The 25,350-nt window shown below is 72.3% G+C and carries 21 protein-coding genes and 1 pseudogene; 8 read left to right on the top strand and 14 right to left on the bottom strand.

The window, feature by feature from the left end:
- Positions 1-69: 69 nt before the first annotated feature.
- From IF20_RS38905 to IF20_RS40410, 7 genes and pseudogenes are all read right to left on the bottom strand, one after another.
- A pseudogene (locus IF20_RS38905) lies at positions 70-387 on the bottom strand (TcmI family type II polyketide cyclase); the annotation flags it as partial.
- Between the two features lie 119 nt (positions 388-506).
- The gene (locus IF20_RS38910; RefSeq protein ID WP_052863078.1) at positions 507-1,061 is read right to left on the bottom strand and encodes an O-methyltransferase; all 555 of its coding nucleotides are present in this window, start codon (positions 1,059-1,061) and stop codon (positions 507-509) included.
- A gap of 50 nt (positions 1,062-1,111) precedes the next feature.
- Positions 1,112-1,912, bottom strand: a complete 801-nt coding sequence (locus IF20_RS01715) for an esterase/lipase family protein (protein WP_110943699.1) — start codon at positions 1,910-1,912, stop codon at positions 1,112-1,114.
- Positions 1,913-2,180: 268 nt separating this feature from the next.
- Positions 2,181-2,477: a hypothetical protein gene (locus IF20_RS01720; protein ID WP_052863080.1), complete on the bottom strand. Its 297-nt coding sequence runs from the start codon at positions 2,475-2,477 to the stop codon at positions 2,181-2,183.
- Between the two features lie 7 nt (positions 2,478-2,484).
- Positions 2,485-3,852, bottom strand: coding sequence for a S8 family serine peptidase (locus IF20_RS01725; protein WP_052863081.1), 1,368 nt, complete (start codon positions 3,850-3,852; stop codon positions 2,485-2,487).
- 162 nt (positions 3,853-4,014) lie between these two features.
- Positions 4,015-4,200: a hypothetical protein gene (locus IF20_RS01730; RefSeq protein ID WP_052863082.1), complete on the bottom strand. Its 186-nt coding sequence runs from the start codon at positions 4,198-4,200 to the stop codon at positions 4,015-4,017.
- Between the two features lie 105 nt (positions 4,201-4,305).
- Positions 4,306-7,419: an AfsR/SARP family transcriptional regulator gene (locus IF20_RS40410; RefSeq protein WP_199896444.1), complete on the bottom strand. Its 3,114-nt coding sequence runs from the start codon at positions 7,417-7,419 to the stop codon at positions 4,306-4,308.
- Between the two features lie 347 nt (positions 7,420-7,766).
- On the opposite strand from IF20_RS40410, the gene IF20_RS01740 reads away from it, so the two are divergent.
- The 3 genes from IF20_RS01740 to IF20_RS01750 all read left to right on the top strand — a co-directional run bounded on the left by IF20_RS01740 (position 7,767) and on the right by IF20_RS01750 (position 10,948).
- Entirely contained in the window at positions 7,767-8,948 is a 1,182-nt protein-coding gene (locus IF20_RS01740; RefSeq protein ID WP_052863084.1) for a catalase family protein, read from the top strand.
- A gap of 45 nt (positions 8,949-8,993) precedes the next feature.
- Entirely contained in the window at positions 8,994-10,394 is a 1,401-nt protein-coding gene (locus IF20_RS01745) for a Dyp-type peroxidase (RefSeq protein ID WP_052863085.1), read from the top strand.
- 74 nt (positions 10,395-10,468) lie between these two features.
- Positions 10,469-10,948, top strand: a complete 480-nt coding sequence (locus IF20_RS01750; protein WP_052863086.1) for a hypothetical protein — start codon at positions 10,469-10,471, stop codon at positions 10,946-10,948.
- Here the strand turns inward: IF20_RS01750 and IF20_RS01755 are convergent.
- Positions 10,918-11,520, bottom strand: coding sequence for an MFS transporter (locus IF20_RS01755; RefSeq protein ID WP_324605544.1), 603 nt, complete (start codon positions 11,518-11,520; stop codon positions 10,918-10,920). The genes IF20_RS01750 and IF20_RS01755 overlap by 31 nt on opposite strands.
- A gap of 392 nt (positions 11,521-11,912) precedes the next feature.
- On the opposite strand from IF20_RS01755, the gene IF20_RS01760 reads away from it, so the two are divergent.
- On the top strand, positions 11,913-12,392 hold the full coding sequence (locus IF20_RS01760; protein ID WP_052863088.1) for a nitroreductase family deazaflavin-dependent oxidoreductase: 480 nt from the start codon (positions 11,913-11,915) through the stop codon (positions 12,390-12,392).
- A 112-nt stretch (positions 12,393-12,504) separates the two neighbouring features.
- Here the strand turns inward: IF20_RS01760 and IF20_RS01765 are convergent, their stop codons facing one another.
- Positions 12,505-14,046 (bottom strand): DHA2 family efflux MFS transporter permease subunit, encoded by a 1,542-nt coding sequence (locus tag IF20_RS01765; protein WP_110943701.1) that lies wholly within the window; start codon positions 14,044-14,046, stop codon positions 12,505-12,507.
- 407 nt (positions 14,047-14,453) lie between these two features.
- On the opposite strand from IF20_RS01765, the gene IF20_RS01770 reads away from it, so the two are divergent.
- A complete protein-coding gene (locus IF20_RS01770) occupies positions 14,454-15,488 on the top strand; it encodes a zinc-dependent alcohol dehydrogenase family protein (protein ID WP_052863089.1) in 1,035 nt (344 codons plus the stop codon).
- Between the two features lie 128 nt (positions 15,489-15,616).
- Here IF20_RS01770 and IF20_RS01775 read toward each other — a convergent pair whose 3' ends face one another.
- Positions 15,617-16,141 (bottom strand): hypothetical protein, encoded by a 525-nt coding sequence (locus IF20_RS01775; protein ID WP_199896445.1) that lies wholly within the window; start codon positions 16,139-16,141, stop codon positions 15,617-15,619.
- A 408-nt stretch (positions 16,142-16,549) separates the two neighbouring features.
- Between IF20_RS01775 and IF20_RS01780 the strand changes: the two genes are divergently transcribed.
- Together IF20_RS01780 and IF20_RS01785 are read left to right on the top strand one after the other, a co-directional pair.
- Entirely contained in the window at positions 16,550-17,581 is a 1,032-nt protein-coding gene (locus tag IF20_RS01780) for an alpha/beta hydrolase (protein ID WP_052863091.1), read from the top strand.
- A gap of 257 nt (positions 17,582-17,838) precedes the next feature.
- Positions 17,839-18,861 (top strand): zinc-binding dehydrogenase, encoded by a 1,023-nt coding sequence (locus IF20_RS01785; protein WP_110943702.1) that lies wholly within the window; start codon positions 17,839-17,841, stop codon positions 18,859-18,861.
- Between the two features lie 94 nt (positions 18,862-18,955).
- On the opposite strand, the gene IF20_RS01790 is transcribed toward IF20_RS01785, so the two are convergent.
- Positions 18,956-19,507, bottom strand: a complete 552-nt coding sequence (locus IF20_RS01790; protein WP_052863093.1) for a cysteine hydrolase family protein — start codon at positions 19,505-19,507, stop codon at positions 18,956-18,958.
- A 128-nt stretch (positions 19,508-19,635) separates the two neighbouring features.
- On the opposite strand from IF20_RS01790, the gene IF20_RS01795 reads away from it, so the two are divergent.
- The gene (locus tag IF20_RS01795) at positions 19,636-21,093 is read left to right on the top strand and encodes a HEAT repeat domain-containing protein (protein WP_199896446.1); all 1,458 of its coding nucleotides are present in this window, start codon (positions 19,636-19,638) and stop codon (positions 21,091-21,093) included.
- A gap of 2 nt (positions 21,094-21,095) precedes the next feature.
- Here the strand turns inward: IF20_RS01795 and IF20_RS01800 are convergent, their stop codons facing one another.
- Genes IF20_RS01800 through IF20_RS01810 form a run of 3 tightly spaced genes read right to left on the bottom strand, consistent with a single transcriptional unit; the run spans position 21,096 to position 25,350 of the window.
- Positions 21,096-23,111, bottom strand: a complete 2,016-nt coding sequence (locus tag IF20_RS01800; protein WP_052863094.1) for an amylo-alpha-1,6-glucosidase — start codon at positions 23,109-23,111, stop codon at positions 21,096-21,098.
- Entirely contained in the window at positions 23,108-24,553 is a 1,446-nt protein-coding gene (locus IF20_RS01805; RefSeq protein WP_052863095.1) for an MGH1-like glycoside hydrolase domain-containing protein, read from the bottom strand. Before IF20_RS01805 ends, IF20_RS01800 begins: the two co-directional genes overlap by 4 nt.
- Entirely contained in the window at positions 24,550-25,350 is an 801-nt protein-coding gene (locus tag IF20_RS01810) for a sugar phosphate isomerase/epimerase family protein (protein ID WP_052863096.1), read from the bottom strand. The genes IF20_RS01805 and IF20_RS01810 overlap by 4 nt, the downstream gene beginning before the upstream one ends.

Raw genomic sequence — 25,350 nt, forward strand, 5'->3', positions numbered from 1 at the left:
CCGAGCCTCCCCCGCAGGAAGGGTCTGCGGGCTCGGTGCGGGCGGCGGGTCGCCCGCCGTCCAGGAGTAGAAGGGCACCGCAAGGGCGTCCTTCCGGTCCCGCGCCTCGGGGTCGAACGGAGAGAGGAAATGCCGCAGGCGGGAATTGACCTCGTGGAACAGCGGATGGTTGCGCACCTTGTCGAGGTTGGACTCGAAGTCCTGGTCCGACTCCGCCAGGTGGAAGTACAGGCCGTTGAAGGTGAACAGTGTCCTCCTGGTGAGGCCCACCAGGTGCGGCAGTTCAGAGCTGTCGGAATCGGCGAATATCGCGCGCACGCTCTCGGCGCTCTCCGGATCCATTTTCGCGACGGTCAGAGTTCGATACATGGTGGTCTCCCGATTCATCGGTGGTGTCCTCGCGGGTGCCGGACCGAGCCGGTTCCGGATCGAAGCAATCGAGCAACAGGCCGTAGATCATGTCGAGTTCCACGACCCGGATGGTCGTCGAGCGGGCCGGCCCGAGTTCAGAGCGCACGGACGGCCACCTCCACCCCTCCTTCAAGAGGCAGCGAGAGCGAGACGTAACCGTCGTCGTGGCTGAGGAAGCGGACCAGCGATTCCCCGTCTGAACGATCGCCGCGCGCCTGGCTCCCCATGGCCACGATCAGCGCGCCGGGCAGCAGCCTGGGCTCCACCGCCCGGAATATCGGCAGGTGTTCCTCGCCGGGGCAGCCGAGTACGAGAAGGTCGACCGGCCCGGGCAAGCGCCGCAACGCCTGCCGGATGTCGCCGTGCAGCACGTCGACGTACCTGGCGACGCCCGCCGTTTCGAGCATGACGGACGCGTCCAGGGCCTGGTCGGCGTCGGACACGCAGGCCACGACCCGGCCGCCGCCGTTGTCGCGGAGCGCGCAGGCGACGGACGCGGCCCTGCGCACCGCCGCCGGCCCGCACGCCACCACCGCGGTGGCGCCCGTGGCGAGCACGAGCTGCTGCAGCAGGGTGGCCGTCGATTCCGTGTCCGCCTGCGCGGGGCGTACGGCGGTGCGGTCGGCGGAGTCTTCGGGTAATTGCTTCACATGGGTCCTGTGCACTTGCAGGGCCTTCCGTACGTAGGGCGCTTGTGGTGTCAGACGCAACTGGCGGCGAGGGCCTGCTCGAATTCGAAGAGCTCCAAGTGGTTCAGCACCGCGTCCGCCATCTGCGGAGAGTCGAGGATGCCGAGGTGGCCGCCGCCGGAAAGGCTGAGGGAATCGACGTGGTGTCCGTCCGTCGCGCTGGACACCGGGACCACCCGATCGGTGGGCGACCCGATGAGGGACCAGCGGACCCGGCCGCTCGAACACATCGCGGGCAGTCCGCGGAGGAATTCCGAATTCACCCGCATCTGCTGCGCGGCCGGGCCGACCCCCGCGTACGCGAGCGGCGTACCGCGATGCGGCGTCGCGACGGTGGTGACGCTGACCGGGTCGCCGGTCAGGCCCAGTCGCTGCACGGCATACCGAATGATCAGCCCGCCCATGCTGTATCCGATGAGATGGACGCCGGCACTTCCGGCGGCCCGGGTGGCATCGGACACCTTCACGGCCAGCGCCTCGGCGATCTCCGGAATCCCCGCGCGCAAGGAGTCGTAGGGAAAGCAGATGGTGTTCCGGTAGCCGTTCGCGTGCAGCCGGGGCAGCAGGGCGTCCCAGCATCCCAGCGGGGAGAGGTACCCCGAGACCAGGACGATGGGGGTGTCACTGCCCCGTTCCCAGCGCGGCGGACCGGCCGGGCGGGGAAACCCGGGACGCCGGGTGGCGAACGGCTGCCTGGGTGCTGCTTTCCTGAGCGTGCGGAAAGCGGTGGTCAGGGCGACCAGGGTCGCCTCGGTGGGAACGAGCGCGGCGGCACGCGCGCGCCCTTCCGGGGCGGTCACATTGATTCGCATCTCACCGGCCTCTGCATTCCTGTCCGACGTCTGCCGTGCGCCGCGGATGCTTCCGATGCCTTTCGGCACGGACCCGGAGAGCAGTCCCCCCGCTGCCCTCCGGGAGCCTCCGCGGCGACGACTTCATCGTGCTGCGGGGCATTGCAGGGCTCGTTGCAGTCCTCACTGCAGCGCGAACGGAGTCCTATGAAGGGCAGTTGAGGCCATGGAAGTGCCGCACAGGATTGTCATGCGTCGGGTGACGGAGGTGCGCCGGGCGGAGTGGCCGTCAGCCTGTCGTGTCGTCGTCGCCGTCGCCGCACTCGTCGTCCGGTCGGGCCGGGCCGAAGGGGTGGATCCTGGGGTTCGCGTAGGGGCCCTGCGTGCCGGGCAGCCCCTTGATGCGCGAGCCGGCCTCCTCGGTCACCATGAGGGCGAAGAGGTTCCGGGCAGGGTCGATGGACACCAGGCCGTACCCCGCATCGACCTCGTCGTCGGCCAGCCCGAGCCGCCGCTGGGCATCCTGGAGCGTGCTGCCCGGCGGCAGTGTCACGGTGACGAGGGCGGTGCGGCTTCCGGGAGCCATGGGCCTCCTACGATCGGGCGGTGTGCTTGCTGCGCCGGCGCAGCGCCTCCACGATCGCCGCGGTGTTGAGGATGCCGTAACCGTGGTCGTAGTCGAAGCCGGCGACACCCGCGTCGTTGGCGGTACGCCGCAGCAGGGTGCGCATCCTGGCCGGCGAGAGGTCCTGCGGCGACAGCCGCGTGCGGACGGCCGCGACGACGCCCGCGGCGACCGGGCAGGCGGCCGAGGTGCCGGAGTCGGGACTGTCCGGGCCGAACGCCTGTGAACCGGCGAAGTGGGTGCAGGTGGCGACGTCGGGCTTGCGCTGGCTGAGCCGGCCCGGGCCCTGGGACGAGTAGCCGACCCGGGCGCCTCGGGTGTCGACGCCGGCCACGGACAGCACCCGGGGGTGCGAGTTGGCGCCGGTGATGGGCCGGTCGGGGTAGGCGCACCGGCCGTCGGGGCAGTCGCGGCCGCAGTTGCCCGCGGCGAAGAGGATGTCGGCGCCGGCGTTCTCCAGGGCGGCCACCGCGAGGTTGAAGGGGTGGGCGCGGTTGTCGGAGTAGTTGCCCGGATGCCCCGGCGGGAAGTCCCACCGCGGACTGTACGAGCCCCAGCTGTTGCTGACGACCAGCCCGGGGCGTTGCTCGGGCGGGACCGCCTCCAGCAGTGCCCTCAGGTGAGCGTAGGCGGCGATCGCGTCGGAGAGCAGCCCTTCCATGACCGTGGCCCCCTGCCGGGCGGCACGGAGCACGGGGAGGTCGAGGAGGGCGACGCGCCGGGCGACGATCAGCGCGTCGAAGGCGCACATGGTGCCGTGCGCCACGGGGAACCGGCCGAAGGCCTCGTTGACGCCGGCCGGCTTCCAACTGCGTTCGGCGTCGACCGCTGCGGTGCTCCCCAGCACCTGCCCGAGGTGGTCGACGTTGATGCCGGTGTCGACGACGGCGAGGGCGACGTTCCGGCCGTCGAGCCCTTCGCTCTTGAGCTCGTCGGTGACGGCGTGTTCGACGTCGTGCCAGTCCCCGACGGGAGCGCCGCCGCAGACCGGCATGGTCTCGACGACGGGGTCGGAGGAGATGCCGACGATGTCGGGCCGTGCTGTGGCGAGCGCCGACAGCCGGCTGGCGACGTCGTAGTCCTGGACCTCACCGCGGACCAGGACGCTGGCGTCCTCGGGGGCCATGGAGAACACGAGCGGCTGCTCCAGCGACAGCGGATCACCGCCGGGCGTGGCCGGCCTCGGCTGCGGAACGGGGACCGGCGTGAAGGCGGCATCGAGGGCGAGGCCGGGAATCGGCCCGGCCACGTCCGCGGCCGGCGGAGTGGTGACATGCGGATCGATGACGGCTGCCACGACGTCGCGTTCCGGCCGCATTTGCAAGATGAGTCGCATGCTTCCCCCTTGCGCGGAAGATTCATGCAGGTGAACGCCGGACGCGTGCCGACGCTGGTATGGACCGGAATCCATCCTATGGTGGGGTGTGCCACCCTTCCATACGCACTAGGGCGTAGTGCTTTTCAGCGCCGTTGCGCCGTTGGCCCTTCGTCCGGCTTCTCAGCGCCGTTGGCCCTTCGTCCGCGGGACGATCATGAACTTGTCGCCGCGTGCGCTGTAGACGACCTGCACGTCCTCGCCTGCCGCGTTACGGCCCGCCACTTCCGCGTCCAGCCGCGGCAGCGACCGCGGGTCTCCGGCGGGCAGCCACCTGGCGCTGGTCCGAAGCTGCGTCGCGTTGCTCATGGTGGTGCCTCCTGACCCTGCGTCGGTCTGTGCACCCCATCGTTCCCGCCCGCGTTGCAGGACTCGTTGCAGCAGCGGTTACAACGCCCGGGGCCGGTCGCTCCGTCAGGGGTGCGGAGCCGGGTCGGCTTCCTTGCGCACGAGGCCCTCGCGGTCGAGAGCGGCCAGCTGGGCGCGCACGGTGTCGGCGGCGGGGACGCCGAGGCCGGCGTACAGGCTCAGGGCGTACTCCCAGTGCCGGCGGGCGCGGTGCAGGTCGCCGGTGGCGTGGTGGAGGGCGGCGATGCCCTCGTGCGCGCGGGCCTGCTCGAAACGTTCCCCGATCTCCACCGCCTTGGCCAGCGCGTCCGCGTGCGAGGCACGCGCCGCTGTCGCTTCGCCGCTCGCCCGCAAGGCCTCGCCCAGGCCGTTGAGCGCCTCGACCTCGCAGGCACGGTAACCGGTCTGCCGGGCCAGCTCCAGGGCCAGCCGGTGGTGGTCGACGGCTTGCTCGTAGCGGCCCTGGTGGCAGTCGACCAGGCCCAGGTGGGTCAGTGTGTAGGACTGGCCGTCGCGATTGCCGGTCCGCCGGAACAGGACCAGCGCCCGGCGGAGTTGGTCGACGGCCTGCCGGTAGCGCCGCTGCTCGCAGTGGTCCAGGCCCAGGTGGGTGAGTGCGTAGGCCTGACCGTTCCGGTCGCCGAGCTGCTCGAAGAGGTCCAGGGACCGGCGGTGCTCGTCGACGGCCCGCTCGTACCGGCCCAGCCGCCAGTGGACCAGGCCGAGGAGAAGCAGTGCGTAGGCCTGTCCGTACCGGTTGCCGGTCCGCTGGAAGAGGCCGAATGCCTGCTCGTAGTCGTCGACGGCGCGCTGGTAGTGACCTTGGCGCCAGTGGACCATGCCCAGGTAGGACAGTGCGGACCCCTGGCCGTCGCGGTTGCCGGTCCGCCGGAAGAGGTCCAGCGCTCTGCCGTGGTGGTCGACGGCGCGCGCGAAGTGGCCCTGCCGCCAGTAGACATACCCCAGGCAGGTCAGGGCGGAGGCCTCGCCGTCACGATCGCCGATCTGGCGGGCGGCCTGCTCGGCGTGCGTATGGATGACCAGGCCGTCGGCGTAGTGTCCGCCGGTGTCCAGGTAGCGGAAGAGCGTGGTCCCCAGTTCCACGGCGTGGCTGTTCCAGCCGTGGCTGGCGGCCTGCGCACAGACGGCAGCCAAGTTGGTGCGTTCGGCGTCCAGCCAGGCCAGTGCCGCCTCCGGACCGTCGATCGACGGCATGGGCGTGGCCGACGCGGACGGGGCGGGGAGCGGGAGCCGGTCCACCCGGTGCTGGTGGAGTGTGGTCGTCGCGGTGATGGCGGTGGCCAGGTAGTGGTCGAACAGACGGGTCAGCGCGGCGTGCCGGTCGGCGGGTGGATCGATGTCGGCGGCCAGTTCGGCTGCGTAGGCGCGCAGCAGGTCGTGCATGGCGTACCGGTGGGTGCCGGTGGGTTGGATGAGGTGGGCGCGGGCCAGCCGGTCGAGCAGCAGTTCGGCCTGCTCGGACGTGGTGCGGGTGAGGGCGGCGGTGGCGTGGGTGTTCCAGTCGGGGCCGGGGTGCAGGGCCAGCAGGCGGAAGGCTCGGGCGGCCTCGCCGGGCAGGCGCTGGTACGACCAGGAGAACACCGCGCGCACGTCGGCACTGGGATCTTCGTCGTCGTGGAGGAGGTCCAACTGATGTACCCGGTCGCCCAGTTCGGCGGCCAGTTCGGCCAGGCTCTGGTGGGGGCGCGCGGTGACCAGTTCTGCGGTGAGCCGCAGGGCGAGGGGCAGCCGGCGGCACCGGTCCGCCAGTACGCCGGCGGCCCGGGGTTCGGCCTCCACTCGCGGGCCGATGAGCTGGTGCAGCAGGGCGTGCGCGTCCTCGGCGGGCAGCAGGTCCAGCTCGATGCGGTGGGCGCCGTGCAGCGCCACCAGGCCCGGCAGGGCGTCGCGGCTGGTCACCAGGGTCGAGCAGCCGGCAGTCCCGGGCAGCAGCGGCCTGATCTGCTCGGGCGTCGCGGCGTTGTCCAGGATGACGAGCATGCGGCGCCCGGCCAGTTCGCTGCGGTACCGGGCGGAGCGGTCGGTGACGTCCAGGGGGATGTCCTGGCCGCCCAGCCCGAGGGCGGCCAGCAGCCGGGCGAGCGCCTCCCCGGCGGCCATGGGCTGTTCGGGGTCGTAGCCGCGTAGGTTCACATACAACTGCCCGTCGGGAAAAGCCTGTCGTACGCGGTGCGCCCAATGCACCGTCAGGGCCGTCTTGCCCACCCCCGGGGCGCCGGTGACCAGGCAGATCACCGCGGCCGTCGACGCCGGGTCCGGACTCGTCAGCGCGTCCAGTTCCGCCAGTTGCCGGGCGCGGCCGGTGAAGCCCGCGACATCGCCGGGGAGCAGGCACGGCACCGGACGCGGTGGGGACTGCGGATGCGCGGGCGAGGTGAGGGTGGGGTCGGCGTTGAGTACCGCCTGTTCCAGTCGTTGGAGTTCGGGGCCGGGTTCGATGCCCAGTTCCTCGGCCAGCAGCGTCCGGGTGGTGCGGTACGCCGCCAATGCCTCGGCCTGCCGCCCCGACCGGTACAGGGCCACCATCAGCCGCTCGCACAGCCGCTCGCGCAGTGGGTGCTCGCGTACCAGCGCGGCCAGCTCGGCCACCACCGAGGCGTGCCGGCCCAGTTCGAGGTCGGCTTCGATGCGTTCCTCCAGCACGCTGAGCCGGTGTTCCTCCAGCCGGTCGCGCTCGGCGTCCAGCAACGGTCCGGCCAGGCCCTCGCACAGCTGCCCCCGCCACAACCGCAACGCACCGTGCAGCGCCGTGGCCGCCGCTTGCCAGTCACCGGCGGCCCGCGCCCGCCGCCCCCGTTCGATGTGCTCCTCGACGGCCTCCAGGTCCAGCGCGCCGGGCGGTACGGACAGCACGTAACCGCTCTCGGTCCAGGTCAGCAGCCGGGACGGGGAACGGGCCGGCCGGTCCGGCTCCAGCACTCTGCGCAGCCCGGCGGCGTGCCGCTGCACCAGATTCACCGCGCGCCCCGGAGCCGCCGGGCCCCACACCGCATCGATCAGCTTCTCCCGCGACAGTGGCCGGTTCGCGTGCAGCAGCAGCACGGCGAGCACCACCCGCTGCTGCACCGGCCCCACGTCCAGCTCCACCCCGTCCCGCCACACCCGCAGCGGGCCCAGTGCCTCGAAACGCAACGCCCCCGGTGTTCCGTGATCGCCCATTCTTGCCTCCCCGCGTGGCAATCCCTCACAAGTTAACCCGGACGGCGCCATACGGACACCCAACGGCACCCATCGACACGCAACGGACAGCTACCGGCAGGGCCCTTCTCCCCGTGTTCTCCCCGTATCCCACCGACGGGTCCTGCGACCCCACTTCGCACCTCGTCCCCCGGTCCACTTTTCGACCTGTCGCCGACGCTTCCCGCGTGAGTACGGTGGGACCGGCAGGACGCCTGTCGGACGTGCGTGTCGTTCCGTTCCGGTCCGGTGGGGTCCGCAGCACACCGCACCCCCAGGAGGTCTCGGGGAGAGCCGTAGCGGCCTCGGAGACGAAAGGCGGTCGGCTCATGTCCTTGCATTTCATCGCCTATTCACCGGACGTCGAAAGCGTCGAACCGGACTTCGACGAAAACGTGCGGACGGTGCTCGCGAAGCTGGAGCAGCACATCACCGGCTCCCTGACGTCCGACGGGGCCGGCCGCGCGCTCCGCGAGGCGCACGCCAAGGGGTACGGGCTGGTCCGGGGCGAAGTGGAGATCCTCGACGGGCTTCCGAAGGAGTACGCACAGGGCATCTACGCGGCCCCGGGCAGGCACGATGCGCTGGTGCGGTTCTCCAACGGTTCGGCGCACCCCGGGCCCGACCACCGGTTGGGCGGCGCCGTAGGGCTGGCGCTCAAGATGTTCGACGTCGACGGTCCGACGTTGCTGGAGGACGAGCCCGACAGCCGGACGTTCGACTACAACGCCATCAACTCGCCGGTGTTCTTCTGCAGCACCGTCCGGCACTACCTCTTCGTCCAGGAGCTCTTCTTCCGGGCCGGGGCCTACTTCACGGAGGGGAGGCACGGTCGGCACCGCTTCTACCACGACTACGTGACCGGCATGGGCGCCCTGCCGCCGGACGAATGGGCATGGGATGAGCTGCTGGCCTTCCTCGCCCTCGCCCAGCGGCCCATGGTGAACGTACTGCTGTCGACCTACACGACGATGGGAGCGGTCCGGCACGGCGACCACATCGCCAAGGTGCGGTTGGCACCCGACCCCACCTGCGCGGCCGCCGTCGTCGAGCGGCGCATGGCCCCCGCCGCCACCGCCGAGTTCTTCCGGCCCGCGCTGGTGGCCGAACTGCGCGAGCGGCCCTACGTCTTCGACATCCAGGTCCAGCTCTGCACCGACCCGGACCACATGCCGGTCGAGGACCTCACGGTCGAATGGCCGGAGTGGCGGTCCCCCTACGTCACGGTGGCCAGGCTCCGCTTCCCCGCGCAGGACATCTCCGGCCCGGACAACCTGGAACGGATGGACGCCCTGTCCTTCACACCCTGGCGGGTACCCGCCGCCCACCGGCCGTTGGGCAGCATCATGCGTGCCCGCAAAGAGGCGTACCGCCGCTCCTCCCTCCTGCGCCACCGGCTCAACCACCAGGAACGGCGCGAGCCGCGCACCGCGGACGAGGTGCTGCCGCTGACGGCACCGGGCCCGACCACGACGGCGCCCGAAGTGCCCGGGCCCGCCACCGGGCCCTGAACCGCGAGCCGGTCGCACCGCAGAGGAGGAGGGAGACGGATCGCCATGGCAGAGCGTACGGACCCGTCCGCACCGCAGGCGCTGGAGCTGGCCGACATCCAGGGCGCCATGCTGCGGAAGCGCCCCGGCCCCTACGTCGGCAGCTACCTGCTGCTGCGCATCGATACCCCTTCGGACGGCCGCCGGCTGCTCGCGCACCTGCTGCCGCACGTCGCCTCGGCTGCCCGGTGGTGGGATCCGCCCGGCGGCGCGTGGCTGGGCGTCGCGCTGAGCCACTCCGGGCTGCGGGCGCTGGGAGTACGGCAGGAGTCGCTGGACAGCTTCCCGGCGGAGTTCATCGCGGGCATGGCCGACCGCGCCGCCCGGCTCGGGGACACCGGCGAGAGCAGCCCCGAGCACTGGGACGCCCCCTTGGGCAGCCCCGACGTCCACCTCGTCGTGGCGGCCTTCGCCGCGGACCGGGCCGCGTGCGACTCCCTGGTGGAGACGGTACGGGAAGCCCTGCGCGGCCTGCCCGACGTACAGCTGCTCCACCGGCTGGAAGCCGCGCAGCTGCCGAGCGGGCGCACGCACCTGGGCTTCGTGGACAACATCGGCAAGCCGAACATCGAAGGCACCGGTGCGCCCCGGGACGACCGGGCGGGCGCTGCCGGCCCGGGGCACTACGGCGATCCGCCCGGCGCCGGTCCCGCGGTCAAGGCCGGCGAGTTCGTACTCGGCTACCCGGACCAGGACGGGGTACTCGCCACGCAGCCCCTGCCGGACGCACTGCGCCGTAACGGCACCTACGTCGCCTTCCGCAAACTGCACGTGCGGGTCGCGGAGTTCCGCCGCTACCTCAAGGAGAACGCCTCCTCGGCCGCGGAAGAAGAACTGCTGGCGGCCAAGATGGTCGGCCGCTGGCGCAGCGGAGCCCCCCTGGTGCTCGCGCCCTCGCAGGACGACCCCGTGCTCGCCGCGGACGCCGCGCGCAACAACGACTTCAGCTACCGCGAGCAGGATCCCGAGGGCCGGCGCTGCCCGGTCGGCTCCCACATCCGGCGCATGAACCCCCGTGACTCCCCGGGGGTTTCCGTGGACGTGCTCCGCCACTGCATCCTCCGGCGCAGTACCACCTACGGCCCCGAACTGCCCGAAGGGCAGCTGACGGACGACGGCGCCGCGCGGGGCATCGTCTTCCTCTTCATGGGCACCGACATCCGCCGGCAATTCGAGTTCGTCAAGCGGCAGTGGGCCAACGACGGCAATTTCGCCGGGCTCGAAACGGAGCAGGACCCGCTCACCGGCAACCGCGAGGGGGCCAGGACCTTCACCGTTCCGCTGCCCGCGCGGGCCCGCCGCCACCAGTACGAGCAACTGCCCCGCTTCGTCGTCACCAAGGGGGGCGAGTACCTCTTCCTGCCGGGCATCCGTGCCCTGCACTGGATCGCCGGCCTCGACCACTGAGCCGCCGGCCGGAAGGCCGTGGGCCGGCCGCACCGAGGCGGCGCACCCAGCCCATCGCCGAGAAGGGACCCAAGATGACCACACACCCCGAGAAACCGGCCCGGCCGGGCGCGATCGACGGGCGGACCTCCGAGTTCACCCTCTTCTTCAAGGTCAAGCCCGGTCACGGCAAACTGCTCCGCGACATCTTCCAGCAGAGGTCGTTCGACCAGCTCAGCAGGCAGGTGACCGAGCAGATCGGCACGCTGCACGACGCGCGGTGGGTCCTCTTCGACGACGACACGCGCCTGATGTTCGCCACGTCCTTCGACGGTGACTGGGACGTCTACATCGAAGAGTTCGCCCGCCGTATCCCCCAGATATTCGACGACATCCTGATCCATGCCGAGGACTATCCGGGCATCAACGCTCCCGTCATCAAGGAGTACATCGTCGCCCACCAGGTCACCGCCTGCTCGTACTTCCGCGCCATTCCCGATGCCACGGTGCGGGACCTCAGGAGGGCACGAGCCGTCTACGAGGCCTACGACACGCTGGTGAAGGCGTACGGCTGACGCTCCACACCGCGCAGGGCCAGGAGGGCTCCGGCGGTGAAGCAGGCCGCGCTGATCAGTGGGCCGATGCGTATGCCGTGGAGGAAGGCGGATGCCGGCGTGATCAGCGCGCCCAGCAGCGCCACGCCCACCGCGCTGCCGACCTGGCGGGCCGCGTTGAAGGCGCCCGAGGCCAGCCCGGCGCGGTGTGCGGGAGCCGATTCGACCACGGCGGCGACCGCGGCCGGCATCGTGAGGGCGGTGCCGAAGCCGGGGATGGCGGCCAGCGGCGGAACCAGGGCCGGGTAGGGCGTCGTACGGCCGGCCAGGAGCAGGCCCAGGAAGCCCAGCACGCCCAGTCCGAGACCCAGCACCATCGGCGTCCGCGGTCCGCTTCTCCACCACGAGGAAACCGCCGCCGCAGAGGACGAACAGGGCCGACGCCGCGAGGGCACCGGGGTCGGTCCAGCCGGCGTGTCCCGCCTCGATGACGGCGAACGTGGGAGGTGCCGGCGGCGATCGGCGTGACGGTTCCGGAGAGCCGCAGGCGGATGGTGCGGTACTGCGTGGACTGGACCGAGCAGCGTCACCACCTGTCGGGGGCCGTGGGGGCCGCCCTGCTCGACCGCTGCATCGAGCGGCCTGGGTGGAACGCGCGCCGAACAGCCGGGTCGTCCGCATCCTGCCCGCCGGCGAACAGGGACTGCACGACTGGCTGGGTCTCGACACGAGCGCCTTCACGCGTGGCTGACGGCAGGGCCACGCCCGGCTCGATTGCGCGCAGCGCCCGGGTGCGCCCGATAGGTTGTGTCGTCGGAGTCGGACGGTTCGTCAGGGCGGCCGTCCGCACCGGGCCGCCCACGCGCGCACCCTCGCCAGGACGGAGCAGGTGCGGCCGACGCCAGGGATGATCGGATCCGCCCTGTGCGTTGTACGGGACCAGGAAACGCAGAAGAAGAGTGTTCCAGAGCTGGGAGATGGTGACATGCCGCTCAAGGGCGAGTACGAACCGAGCAGCACGAAGTTGGTACGTGACCAGGTGGAGCTGTACGAGAGCTCCGGTGGTACGGAGGGGACGACGCTGCGCCCCATGGTCGGCCCGGACGACGAGAAGCGGCGGGACCTGCCGGTCGTCATCCTGACCACCATCGGCGCGAAGAGCGGCAAGATCCGCAAGACGCCGCTCATGCGCGTCGAGCACGAGGGCCGCTACGCCGTGATCGCTTCCCTCGGCGGGGCCCCCAAGCACCCGGTCTGGTACTACAACGTGGTGGCCGACCCGCGGGTGGAGCTCCAGGACGGCCCGGTGCGCCAGGACATGGTGGCGCGCGAGGTGACCGGGGAGGAGAAGGCCGCGTGGTGGGCCATCGCGGTCGAGGCGTTCCCGGACTACGCGGACTATCAGAAGAAGACCGACCGCGAGATCCCGGTCTTCGTCCTGGAGCCGGCGGCGCAGCCGCACTGACGATGCCGGCCCCCGGGGGCGGCGGTATACCGACCGCCGCCCCGGGGCTCCGTCGTTTCGACGTACGCGCCCGGGCGTGCCCGCTCGCCCGCGAGGGCGCCTGCCGTGCCCGTTACTTGTCGAGGTGGGTGGGGGCAGGCTCCCGGACGGGGGTCGTCCCCGCTCCGTCGGCTTCCGCGTCCGCCTCGATCGTGCCCGCTGCCGCCGGGGCGGCGTCCAGCCGGACGGGCCGGGCGGTGCGGCTGACGAACAGCGACGCGAGGAATGCGAGCAGGCCGATGACTCCGGCGACCATGAACGCCGTACGCAGGCCTCCGGCGTCCGGCGCGCCCGAGGGGTCGGAGGTGCTCAGCGACGCGACGGTGACGAACACGGCCGTACCGAACGCGCCCGCCACCTGCTGAAGCGTGGAGAGGATCGCGCTGCCGTGGGAGTAGAGGTGATCGGGCAGCGCACCCAGCGACTCCGTCATCAGCGGCGTCATCATCAGCCCGAGCCCGGCCATCAGCAGGATGTGGATGGCGATGACCGCGGCCAGCGGCGAGTGGGGGCCGAGGAGCGTGAAGAGCCACAGCGACACGGCCAGGGCGAGCGCGCCGGGGATCACCAGGGGGCGGGCGCCGAAGCGGTCGAACAGCCGCCCCACCGGGCGGCCGAGCAGGCCGAGCAGCAGGCCGCCGGGGAGGACGGCCAGACCGCTGACGAACGTACTGGCGCCCAGCACCGTCTGGAGGTACAGCGGCAGCATGATCGACCCGACGCCCAGCAGGCACATGAACAGCAGCGCCGAGAGGACCAGGGCCACGCTGAACGCGCGGGTCCTGAACGGACGCAGGTCGAGCAGGGCGCGGTCGGCCCGCTGGAGCCTCAGCTGACGGGCGACGAAGACGCCCAGCGACACCAGGCCGACCGCGATCGGTATCCACGGCGGGAGCGTGTGCGCCCCGCCGCCGGACTCGCCGACGGACGCCAGGCCGTACAGGACGCCGCCGAAGCCGACGGCGGACAGCACGACCGACAGCACGTCCAGCGGCACCTGCCGCGTCTCGCTGTCCAGGCGCATCAGGACCGCGCCGGCGGCCAGCGCCGCCACGGCGAGCGGCAGCACGATCCAGAACATCCAGCGCCAGCCCAGCGAGGCGAGCACGGCGCCGCCGACCGTCGGGCCCACGGCGGGGGCGACGGCGATGACGATGCTGATCGTGCCCATCGTCGCGCCGCGCTTCTCCGGCCGGACGAGGCGCATCACGGAGGTCATGAGCAGCGGCAGCATGACGGCGGTACCGCACGCCTGGATCACGCGCCCGGCCATCAGCACGCCGAACCCGGGGGCGAGGCCGCTGACGAGCGTGCCCACGCTGAACAGGGTCAGCGAGGCCAGGAAGACCTGGCGCGCGGTGAAACGTTCGAGCAGGAAGCCGGTGATCGGAATGATCACGGCCATGGTCAGCAGGAAGCCGCTGGTCAGCCACTGCACCGTCGTGGTGGAGATGGACAGGTCGACGGTGAGGTCGCGGAGCGCGACGCTCAGGATCGTCTCGTTGAGGATCATCACGAAGGCCGAGACGACGAGCACGGCGATCAGCACGGGGGCACGTGCGGGGGAACTGCCGCGGGGCGAGTCGACGCCCCCGGCGTTCGCGGATTCGATCATGGTCAGGCACACCTCACTGGTATCGGTCGGTATCGGCGCGGGCACGGCGTGCACCGGGTCTCGGCCCGGTGGTCCGTCGGAAGCTCGGTCGTCGGGGCGCCGGGGCAGCGGTCAGGACGCCCTCGGCCGCTGTACGGCACCGTCGTTCGCTGACCGCGGTGATCGGCTCGGACTACGGGAGCGCCCCCACCGCTCCTCGCCTTCCGTGTCCCCCGAGCCTCACCTGCGTGGTGTCTGCAACCCCTGCCCCCGTCATCTTCATCGTTCTGTCAGTCTATTGAACTTTCCGCACCGGTTGCGCCGGGGTTTTCGCCCGCCGGATCACGGATAGCGGTTAGCCGGGGCGGGAAGGCCGGTGCTGCGCGTCCATGATCGGGACGACGACCTTCCGAGGAGAGGCGGGGCCCATGCGAGCTGTGGTGTTCGAGCAATACGCGCAACCGGCCGAGGTACGGAACGTTCCCGACCCCGTACCGGCGCCGCACGGCGTGGTCGTGCGGGTCGAGGCCACCGGGCTGTGCCGCAGCGACTGGCACGGCTGGATGGGCCACGACCCCGGCATCACGCTGCCGCACATACCGGGCCACGAACTCGCCGGAGTGGTGGCGGAGGTGGGGGCGGGCGTCGGGAACTGGCGCCCGGGCGACCGGGTGACCGTGCCCTTCGTCTGCGCCTGTGGAAGCTGCGCTTCCTGTGCGGCGGGCGACCAGCAGGTGTGCGAGCGGCAGACGCAGCCCGGCTTCACCCACCGGGGCTCCTTCGCCGAGTTCGTCGCGCTCGATCATGCGGACGTGAACCTGATCGCGGTGCCCGAGGAACTGTCCTCGGCCACCGCGGCCTCGCTCGGTTGCCGGTTCGCGACCGCGTTCCGGGCCGTGACCGCACAGGCGCGGGTGGCGCCGGGCGAGTGGGTCGCGGTGCACGGATGCGGGGGCGTGGGGCTGTCCGCCGTGATGATCGCGGCAGCGGCCGGGGCGCGGGTCGTCGCGGTCGATCTGTCGCCGGCCGCGCTGGACCTGGCGCGGAAGTGCGGTGCCGCGGAGTGCGTGGACGCCTCGCGTACCGCGGACACGGCGGCGGCGGTGCGCGAGCTGACGGGTGGCGGCGCCCACGTCTCGCTGGACGCGCTGGGCTCGGCCGAGACCTGCGCGGCGTCGGTCGGCAGCCTGCGGCGGCGGGGCCGGCACGTACAGGTCGGGCTCCTTCCGCAGGCCGTACCGGTGCCGATGGACCGGGTGGTCGCGCTGGAGCTGGCCGTCCTGGGCAGCCACGGCATGGCGGCGCACGCCTATCCGCCGATGCTGGACCTGGTCCGGGCCGGAGTCCTGCGCCCGGACCTGTTGACGACGGCGACCCTTCCGCTGGACGCCGCGCCGGCCGCCCTGGCGGCGATGGGTGCGGCGCCGGGCTCCGGGGTGACGGTGATCCTGCCGGGCACATGACGCTTCGGAGCCCGGCGAACGCGCAGCAGTCGTGCCCGGCGGAGGGTCATCCCTCCACCGGGCACATGACGCACCATCACGCAGGCGACGGCATACGGACCTGCGTGGCGCCGAGGCCCGTCGCGGGGTCAGCAGCGCTTCGAGCTGGCCCCCTGGGCGGCGACCGGGTCGCCGGCCTGGCGCAGCGAGCCGATGCCCGCCGTGCAGGCCTTCACGGTGGCGGTGCCGTTGGACCAGAATTCCTGGGCGGTGCTGTTCGTCCAGGTCCGGGTGCCGAGAATCTCGTCCTTGGAGTAGCTGTAGATCGACGTACTGACGTCATAGTCGCCGGCCTTGGCCCGGAAGGAATCCCAGACCCAGAGGTAGCCGTAGTTCTGCTGGCATTTCGGGGAGTAGAACTGCTTCACCGATGCGATCTTCACGCCTTGCCGGGTGATGTATCCGGTGTTACCGATCGCGTAGGCATCGCTGCACACACCGGCCGCCTGCGCCTTTGCGCTGAGCGGATTTCCGGTGGCCGAGGGGGCGGTGGACTTGGCCAGGCTCCGCTCCGACGGGGCGGGCGCCGGACCGGTGCCGGCCATTGCGGCGCCAGCCGGAACGAGCGCAAAAGCACAGGTCAGCCCAACGAGGGCGCGCTTGGCATATCTCACGACGGAATACCTCCTGGGATTCACACATAAGTGCGCGACTTTTCCGAAGAACCCGCGCGGCAACCCTGACGGTAATGTGGAACGACCCCACCCCGCGGAAATCTCCGACTACCCAAGAAGACCAGCGACCCAGGAAGATGGTTGTACGTGTGCCGCGGATCGATGTGCCGAAGCGACGACTCGCGCACGGTAAAGGGGACACCGCTCCGTCAATTCCCACGCCAGACAAGAAAACGGCAGCGGGAATTCCGGAAAACTCCCCGGGCCGGCGCCGGCAGCGCCGGGCCCGCACCCTTGACTCCCGCCCCACTCGGCTCTAGCTTCGCCAAGTCCCCTGCGGGACAACGTCGTCAGCACTGGCCGTGCCCTCACCCGGTAGCCGTTCGCAACGGACAGGAGCAGCCACCCATGTCACGTCGCCCCGCCACAGGACGCCGCAGACCGGCGCGTCGCCGCATCGCCCGTTCCCTCCTCACCGTCCTTCTGCTCCTGTGCACCGGCATGCTCCTGACGCCGTCCGCCCGGGCCTCGGCCCCCGCCGACGCGTCGCCGGGCGTGCGGGCCGACGACGGCGCCTACCTCACCGCCGCCGAACGCGTCGACGACCGTATCCTCGACCTGACCATCCACTCCCCCGCCCTCGGCCGGGAGGGGCACGCCCGGGTGCTGCTGCCCACCGGCTACGACCGGGACCACCGCCGGCTGCCGGTGCTGTACCTGCTGCACGGCTGCTGCGACAGCACGCCGGGCTGGCGCGCCTGGACGGACAACACCGACGTGGTACGGGCCACCGCTCGCACCCGGGCATTGATCGTGCTCCCCGAGGGCGGCCCGATGGGCTTCTACAGCAACTGGTGGAACCACGGCGCGGGCGCCACGCCCGCCTGGGAGACCTTCCACCTCACCGAGGTACGCCAGCTGGTGGAACGCACCCTCCGGACGAACGGCCGGCGGGCCGTCGCGGGGCTGTCGATGGGCGGCTTCGGCGCCCTGTCGTACGCCGGGCGGCACCCGGGCATGTTCCGGTCGGCCGCCTCGTTCAGCGGCGTCGTGGACACCGGCGCCGATCCGCAGCGGCTCCTGGACGTCGTCGCCGGATACACCGACGACCCGACGGCCCTGTGGGGCGATCCGCACGCCCAGGCCGACATCTGGCGGGCGCACAACCCGTACGACGTGCTGCGCCGACTCCCGCGCGGCTTCCCGGTGTTCGTCTCCACCGGCAACGGGACGCCGGGACCGCTCGACCCGCCGGACGCCCAGCCGGACACGCTGGAGCAGTGGCTGGGCGGCATGTCGGAGCGGTACGTCGCACAGGCCCGCGCCCACGGCCTGCGTGTCACGGCCGACCTCTACGGCCCCGGTACCCACACCTGGCCATACTGGGAACGCGAACTCCACCGTGCCCTGCCGATGCTGACGGCCTCGCTCACCAAGTAGCAGGCAACCAGGCAACCAGGCACCCAGCGGCGCTCCACTCGCCATGGCGCTGACTGAAAACGCCGGACAAGGACACCGGTCACAGCGGTTACAGCGGTTACAGCGATTCGTCACCTCCTTCTCCTCGCCTCTCTGCTCACCCTCCCCCCTCCGCGGAAAGTTGCAGGTAACGTCTGACCGTCGGTCGGGGACACCCGGAGAGGCTGCGCTCCGTTGCGTTGCGTACCTCTCCCTGCGTGGACTGGGAGCTGAGGTGCATGGCGGGCTGGAAACCTCGGATGCGCGCGGCCTTCGTGCCGGAGCCCGGGCGGGTCGAGGTGGGCGAATTCCCCACTCCGGCCGCCGGTGCGGGCGAGGTACTGGTGGAGCTGGCGCACGCCTCGGTGTGCGGGTCGGACATCCGTAAGGTCTTCGACGGTTTCCACGATCCGGAGTGGCTCGGCACGCCCGGCTGGCCCGGCCATGAGGGCGTCGGCGTCGTGCTGGACAGCCACACCCCCGCCTTCCCGCCGGGTACCGGGGTGCTGACGGTCCCGCCGGGGCGGTCGGGCCGCTGCTTCGCCGAGTACGTAGCGATCGATGCCGCTCACGTCGTGCCGCTGCCCGCGGATGTTCCCGCCCAACGACTTTTGCCGGCGCAGCAGTTGGGTACGACGGTCTTCGCCCTCAAACGCTTCCTGCGGCACCCCGGGACGCGCGGCGCCGGGTGCGCCGCGGTGATCGGTGCCGGTTCTTCGGGGTTGTTCTTCGTCCAGCAGTTGCTGCGGCGCGGCTTCACGACCGTCGTCGCATGCGACCTCAACGCCGACCGGTTGCGCGAGGCAGCGCGGCTCGGTGCCACGCACACCGTGCTCGGCCCGGCCGGCTCCTCGCCGTTCGTGGCGCAGGTGCTCGATGCCACCGACGGGCGTGGAGCGGATCTCGTCGTCGAGGCGGCCGGTGGCGACGACTGCCGGCAGGCCGCCGTCGAGGCCGCCCGTGATGCGGGCACGCTGGGCCTCTTCGGCTATCCGCAACGCCCGGGTGACGCACCGTTCCCGGTCGACCGGGCCTTCCGCAAGCGCCTCACCATGGAGTGGGTCAACGGTGCGCAGAGCGAACCCGGACTGACCTCGTTCCGTACGGCGCTCGATCTCATCGCGCGGGGCGAGATCGAGGTGGACCACTGCCTGCGCACGGCGTACCCCCTCGAAGACGCGCCGGCCGCCTTCGCCGCCGCGCGGGCACAGGGACACGGCGCGGCCAAGGTGAACGTGGTGCTCCCGGCAGGTGCGGCATGACATCGAGCGGTGGGCGGTGACGTCGACACCTCGGTGCGGCAGCGTGCCGAGTACTCCACCGACGCCTCCGACCACCGTGTCGTGCGTGTCATCGTCACCCCGCGAGCCACTCCTGCACCGTGGTGACGTGTGCCTGCCTCGGGAGGAGTTTCTCGGTGAGGAAGCGGTGCATCTCGGGGTCGAGGTCCAGGCACGCGTCCGTCAGGACCGTGAGGGCGAAGTCCAGGTCGGCGGCCTGGCACCAGGTGGAGAGCACGACGCCGCTGGTGGAGATGCCGGTGAGGACGAGGCTGTCGATGTCGCGGGACCTGAGGACCAGGTCGAGGTCACTGCCCGAGAAGGCGCTCGTCCGCCGCTTGGTGATGACGATGTCGCCCCGGCGCGGCCCGACTTCGGGGTGGATCTCCGTGCCCGGGTCGTCCTCGGTGAAGAGGCCGGCCCGCGCGGCGGCACTGACCGCCTTGTTGCGGCTGCTGACCTCCGGCCGGTCCGTGCGCAGGGCGATGACGACGTAGATCACGGGAATGCCGGCGGCACGAGCGCCGTCGATCGCGCGCCGCAGTCGCGCCAGGTATCCGGATCCGTTGCCCGCCAGGTCCACGATGGCCTGCTGGACGTCCATCACGAGGAGCGCGGTGTTCGCCATGTTCTTCCCTTCTCGGGGCCCGGCCGGACGGTGCTCCGCCGCTGATCGGGCAGGGAGATACTCGCGTGCCCTGCGCCTACCCCGCGCTCTACGATCAACGGGTACGGCCGGCGGGAACGGGGGCGGGAATGGCCGAGGACGAGGTGCGGCGTGGCGCGACGGCAGCGGCGCGACTGGCCGAGGGGGAGCCGCTGCAAGAGGTGTTGGACGTCGCCGATCCCGGTGAGTGGCTCGCACTGGACGCAGGGGTGCGGCAGGTGCGCCGGTGCCGGCCGGACGAGTCGGTGCCGAAATGGGAGTGGAAACTGGAGTGGGATGCTCCGCTGCCCAGGGATCTCATGCGGGCCGGCGAGTCCGGGCTCGCCGTCGCGCTCTGCCACCGGAACGGGTGGATCCGTGAGGCGGCGGTGCGTCGGGCGGCGCAGCACCCCGGGCTGCTGCCGCTGGTCGTGATCCGGTGCGCCGACTGGGTCGCACCGCTGCGCCGGTACGCCCGGCAACTGCTGCGCGACACGCTGGACGTTAACAACGCCGCCGACCTCGCGCCCCTGCTGCTGCGCGTCGGCCGCCGGGACCGCGGCGCCTTCGGTGTCCAACTGCTCGAAGAGGTCCTGCAGGGTGCCCCTCAGGGCCGGCTCGCCGCACTCTTCGCCGCGCCCGATCGCGGCGTACGGCGGTTCGCCTACCGGCTGGCCGTGGCGGAAGGCCGCCTCGGCCCCGTCGACCTGGCGCGCACCGCCGCCCGGGACGAGGACAACGTCGTTCAGGACCTGTGTGCCAACGCGACGCTCACCGCACTCGCCGCCACGGCGGACGTGGACCGGAACACGTACGACGACGTGCTCACGCCGCTGCTGGCCGCGCGGAACCCGCGTACCCGCTCGACGGGGGTCACCGCTCTGCGACGGGCGGGGCGTCCGCAGGAGGCGGAGCGCTTCCTCAACGACCGGTCCGCCGTGGTACGCGCCTGCGCCCGGTACGTCGTGCGGCAGTACGGCGGCGATCCGACGACCTGGTACCGCACACGGTGCACGGGGGCCGACGACGCCGCGCTGCTGCCCGGCACGGTGATCGGGCTGGCCGAGTGCGGGGACCGCGCGGACGCCGGCCTGTTGCGGTCGCTGCTCGCCCACCCGGACGGCGCGGTGCGGGCGCAGGCCGTGGCCGGACTGCGGGCGGTGGACCGCAGTCCGGCCACCACGACGCTGCTGCCGCTGCTCGACGACCCGGTGCCCGCCGTCGTCCGCGAGGTGACCGTCGCGCTGTTGCCATCGGCTGCGGAGCTGCCCGCCGACCTGCTGCTGGACCGTACCGGTCCGGAGCGGCCGCGCCACCTACGGAGCGCCGCCTTCCGTCTGCTCGATGCGCACGGTGGTGTCATGGCGCTCCGTGCCGCCGTCGGACTTCTGGCAGACCCGGACGTGAAGCTGCGTGTCCGGGCCGAGCACGCCGTCCGGCGCTGGCGCCCGGCCGCGGACGAGCGGCGCGGGGACCCGGAGGTGGGGCGGCTGCTCGACCGTGGTCGGCACCTCTTCAGCGACCGTGCGCTACGGCAGCTCGCGTGGGAGGCGGGCCTGGACGGCTGAGGTCAGCCGTCCGGGGCCGCTTCCGGCCCGGCGTTGCGTACCGCGGTGCGCAACGCCAGCGGGGTGGCCGCCGCCCAGGCCTGCGGGGAGCAGGAGTGCGGGTAGGGGACCGGCGCCGGGTGGCGGTCGCGGTCGTAGCCGGCGAGGACTTCGGGGAGCCGGTGGCCGTGCAGAGCGGCGGCCTCGATCAGGCCGTCTGCGATCGTGTGGACCTCCTTGTGCAGCCCGTAGCGGGCCAGGCCGAGGGCGATGACCGCGTTGTCGTGCGGCCAGATGCTGCCGCGGTGGTAGGAGAGCGGGTGGTACGGCGGCTGGCCCGCGGCCAGCGTGCGGACGCCCCAGCCGGAGAAGAAGTCCGGCTCCAGCAGTCGCCGGCCCACCGTCTCCCCCGCTTCCTGGTCCAGGATGCCGGACCACAGGAGATGGCCCGCGTCGGAGGCCAGGACGTCGGCTCGGCGGCCGGTAGCGTCCAGCGCGAGCACGGGGAAGGACCGGTCGGCCATCCAGAAGTCGGCCGCGAACCGCCGGCGCAGGGCCTCGGCCGCGGTTCCCAGACGGGCTGCGTAGGGCTCGTCGCCCCACAGGTCGCGGGCGAGGCGGGCGGTGCGGCGCAGCGCGTCGTAGGCGTATCCCTGCACCTCGGCGACCAGCACGGCCCCCGCCGGGCGGGTGCCGTCCGTGGCGCAGACGGCGCCGGGCGAGTCCTTCCAGTTCTGGTTGGCGAGGCCGCCCTCGTGGGCCCGGTAGGCGAGGTAGCCGTCGGTGTCGAGGCCGCCGTGCCGGAACATCCACTCCACGGCCGCGCGAGCGGGCCCCTCCAGCCTGCGGGCGAGCTCCGTCCCGGCGGCGCCGGCCGCCTCGGCGTACGCGTCGAGCAGCACCAGGTACAGCGGGGTCGCGTCCACCGAACCGTAGTAGCGCCCGTACGGGACCTGGTCGAAGAAGGCCAGTTCGCCGTGGCGGATCTCGTGCACGATCTTGCCGGGTTGCGCGAGCCGTGCCGGGTCGGCCGCCGTCGCCTGCGCCGCGGTGAGCGCGAGCAGCGTGGCCTCGGCGAGCTCGGGCCGGTACGGCAGGGCGAAGAAGGAGGTGAGCAGGGAGTCCCGGCCGAAGAGGGTGAGGAACCAGGGCACGCCGGCGCCGGGCACGCGCAGTGCCTCACCGTCCGGCCCCGGTACGGTCACCCGCAGGCCCGCCAGATCGACGAGGCCCTGCTCGCAGGCGCGGTCCAGCTCGGACCGGTGTGCCCCGTGCGGCCCCATGGTGAGGGGTGCGAGGGGCGCGGTGCCGGCGAAGTCGGCGACCTCGGCGGCCAGCCGGTGTGCCACCGCCGCCGGGTCCGCGTCGCCGGTGCGGTCAGCGTCCGGCTGCGGAGCGCCGTGCGGGTGTGCCGTCACCCGCAGCCGCAGCTCGGCGGCGCCGTGCGGGGGCAGTTCCAGGCGCCAGTGCAACACTCGGGCCCGGCCGTCGTGCGGTTCCTTGCCAACCGTGTCGGGCCGGGGCTGGGCGGTGACCGTCGTACGCGAGTGCCACGGGCCGCGCCGGTAGCCGAACTCGACGCCGTCCGCGCGTGTTTCGCGGGTGCGGACGGTGTGCGGCTTGGCGTAGGAGCGGTGGTCCGCACGCAGCTCGAACTGGTCGGCGAAGTCGGCGTCCGCGGTGATCTCCAGGGTCGCCGTGGTGGCCTCGCCACGGTTGCTGGTGAGGCGAATGCGCTCGATCAACGTGCCGGAGAATACGGCCTGTTCGCGGAACACGGTGTAGGCGGGCGGTTCGTCGCGGGTGCCGTGCGGGGTGAGTACGGAGGTGAGCGGCTGCGTCGCACCGCCCGCCGTGGTCGGGACCAGGAGGGCGGGGGCCGCGCCGTCGACCGTGAGCTGCCAGCGGCTCAGGTGGCGGGCGTCGCGCAGGAAGAGGCCGTCGGGTGCGGTGCCCCGTACGCCGGTGACGTCACCGGCCGGGCCGAGGACGGCGAAGGTGCCGTCGTGGACGAGGACCCGCTGGTCCGTCGAGGTCATCGCTCCCCCTCTCCGTGGCGGACGGTTCCGGCACGGTGGTCGTCGTCGCCCGGGCCGGGAGCGGCCAGCAGGTCCAGGGCCAGGGCCGCGGTCCAGCTGAAGTCGCGGGTGCCGCGCCCCTCCGCCGTGTACGGATCGACGTACTCCGCGAAGCCGGAAGCGGCCGCTGCGTCCAGGATCGCGGTACGCAGCGCGTCGGCGGCGGCGCGCTCTCCGTGCCGGCGCAGGGCGCGCTCCATCAGCCAGTTGACGTTGGACCAGGCGGGCCCGCGCCAGTAGCGGTGCCGGTCGAACGCGGGGCCGCGCAGGTCGTAGCTGGGCAGCAGCCGGACCGTGGTGCCGAGGCCGAAGTGCGTGCCGCGGACGGTGTCCAGCAGCGTCCGTACCACCGCGCGCGGCAGGTCGGGGACGAGGAGCGGGAGGAGTCCGGCCGCGCTGCGCTCGGGCAGCGGTTCTCCGGCGATCAGGTCCCGGCAGAGGAACTGGCCGGCGTCCTGGTCCCACAGCCGCTCCAGCAAGGCCGAGGTGAGCGCGCGTGCGCGGTGCCGGTGCGGGGCGGGGTCGGTGCCGAGCGCGGTGGCGATCTCGGCGAGGGCGTGTTCGGAGGCGATGAGCAGGGCGTTGACGCCCGGGTCCTCGACTGCGAAGGCGGGGCCGGGCGTCCGGAGGGGCGTGGTGCCGTCCCGGTAGCCCCGGTCGCGGTAGTCCGTGGCGAGCCGTACGTAGCGCCCGTAGTCGAGGTCGGTGGGGCGATCGGCGGCGGCACCGTGGTCGAGGTCCGCGCGGCGGAACGCGCCGGGCGGGGCGGGCTCGACGCGTGCCAACGGCCGGTCCCAGCAGGGGCTGTTGTCCATGCCCGGCTCCCACGGGTGCACGATCGCCGCGAGGCCGCCGCCGCCCAGGTCCCGCTGCTCGGTGAGGTAGCGGTGCCAGGCGACCAGGCGCGGGTACACCCGGGCGAGGAAGCCCCTGCCGCCGGAGAGCGCGGGGTCGGCCCGGTGCACCAGCCAGGCGGCCAGCGCGTGCACGGGCGGCTGGACGATCCCCGAGGTCTCCAGCCCGCGGGGCGCGCCCGCGGCCGCGCCGGCCGTGCTGGAGCGCCAGAAGTCCGGGCTGGGGAAGTAGGCGTCCAGCGGCACCGCGGGGTTGAAGACGATGTGCGGTACGCGCCCGTCGCCCCACTGCGCGCCGAGCAGCGTCTCCAGCTCCCGTTGCGCGCGCAGCGGCGAGAGGTGGCGCAGGCCGATGGCGATGAAGGCCGAGTCCCAGCTCCACTGGTGCGGGTAGAGGCCGTGTGAGGGGACGGTGGCGGCGCCCGTCCAGTTGCGCAGGAGGACGCGGCGGGCTGCGCGGCGCAGGGTGTGCCGGTCCGCCGGTAGTGCCGGCGCGCTCGCCGGTGTGCGGAGCGGTGCCGGGGTCGCGGTCGGTGGCGGCGGAGTCATCCGGCGGCCCTCGCCAGGAAGGGCGGGATCGACCGTACGGCCCGTACCGGGTCGCCGGTCAGCCGGCATTCCACGGCCAGGTGGCCTTGGTACCCGGCGGCGTCCAGCGCGCCCAGCCAGGCGGCCCAGTCCAGGTGCCCGGCACCGGGTTGGCAGCGGTTGGAGTCGCTGACCTGGGCGTGGCCGATGAAGGGCGCAGCGGCCAGGATCGCGCCCGCGGGGTCGGCCTCCTCGATGTTCATGTGGTAGCTGTCGATGCCGATGCGGACCGAGTCCAGTCCCACCTCGCGGATCAGGTCGGCGGCCTGCTCCAGCCGGTTGACCATGTGGTCCTCGTAGCGGTTGAGCGGTTCGAGGAAGAGGGTGACGCCTTCGGCGCGGGCGTGCTCGCCGAGCTCGGTGAGTCCGGCGAGCAGGACGTCGCGGTCGGCGCGCTCGTCGCGGGGCGGCTCGAAGGGCGGCAGGCGGCGCGAGAACATGCCGTACGAGGCCGGGGTCTGCGCGCCGGCACCGCCCAGTTCGGCGATGACCGACAGCTGGGACTTCATCTGTGCCACGGCGTCGCGCCGCCGGTCGTCGTCGAAGTCGCCGAGGAAGTGCAGCATGTCGACGCAGACGGTGGGCATGACGACGCCGTCGGCGGCGGCCCTGCGCAGTTCCGGGAGCCGGTCGCGGAAGTGGAAGTCTCCCTTGCCGCGCAGTTCGATGGCGTCGTAACCGGCTTCCCGGGCGAACTCCCACTTCCGCTGGAGGGTGTCTCCCGGCAGGAGTTGTTCCTGGCAGGCGGTCTTGAACAT

This window comes from Streptomyces niger (genome assembly GCF_000718305.1).
Classification (GTDB): Bacteria; Actinomycetota; Actinomycetes; order Streptomycetales; family Streptomycetaceae; genus Streptomyces; species Streptomyces niger.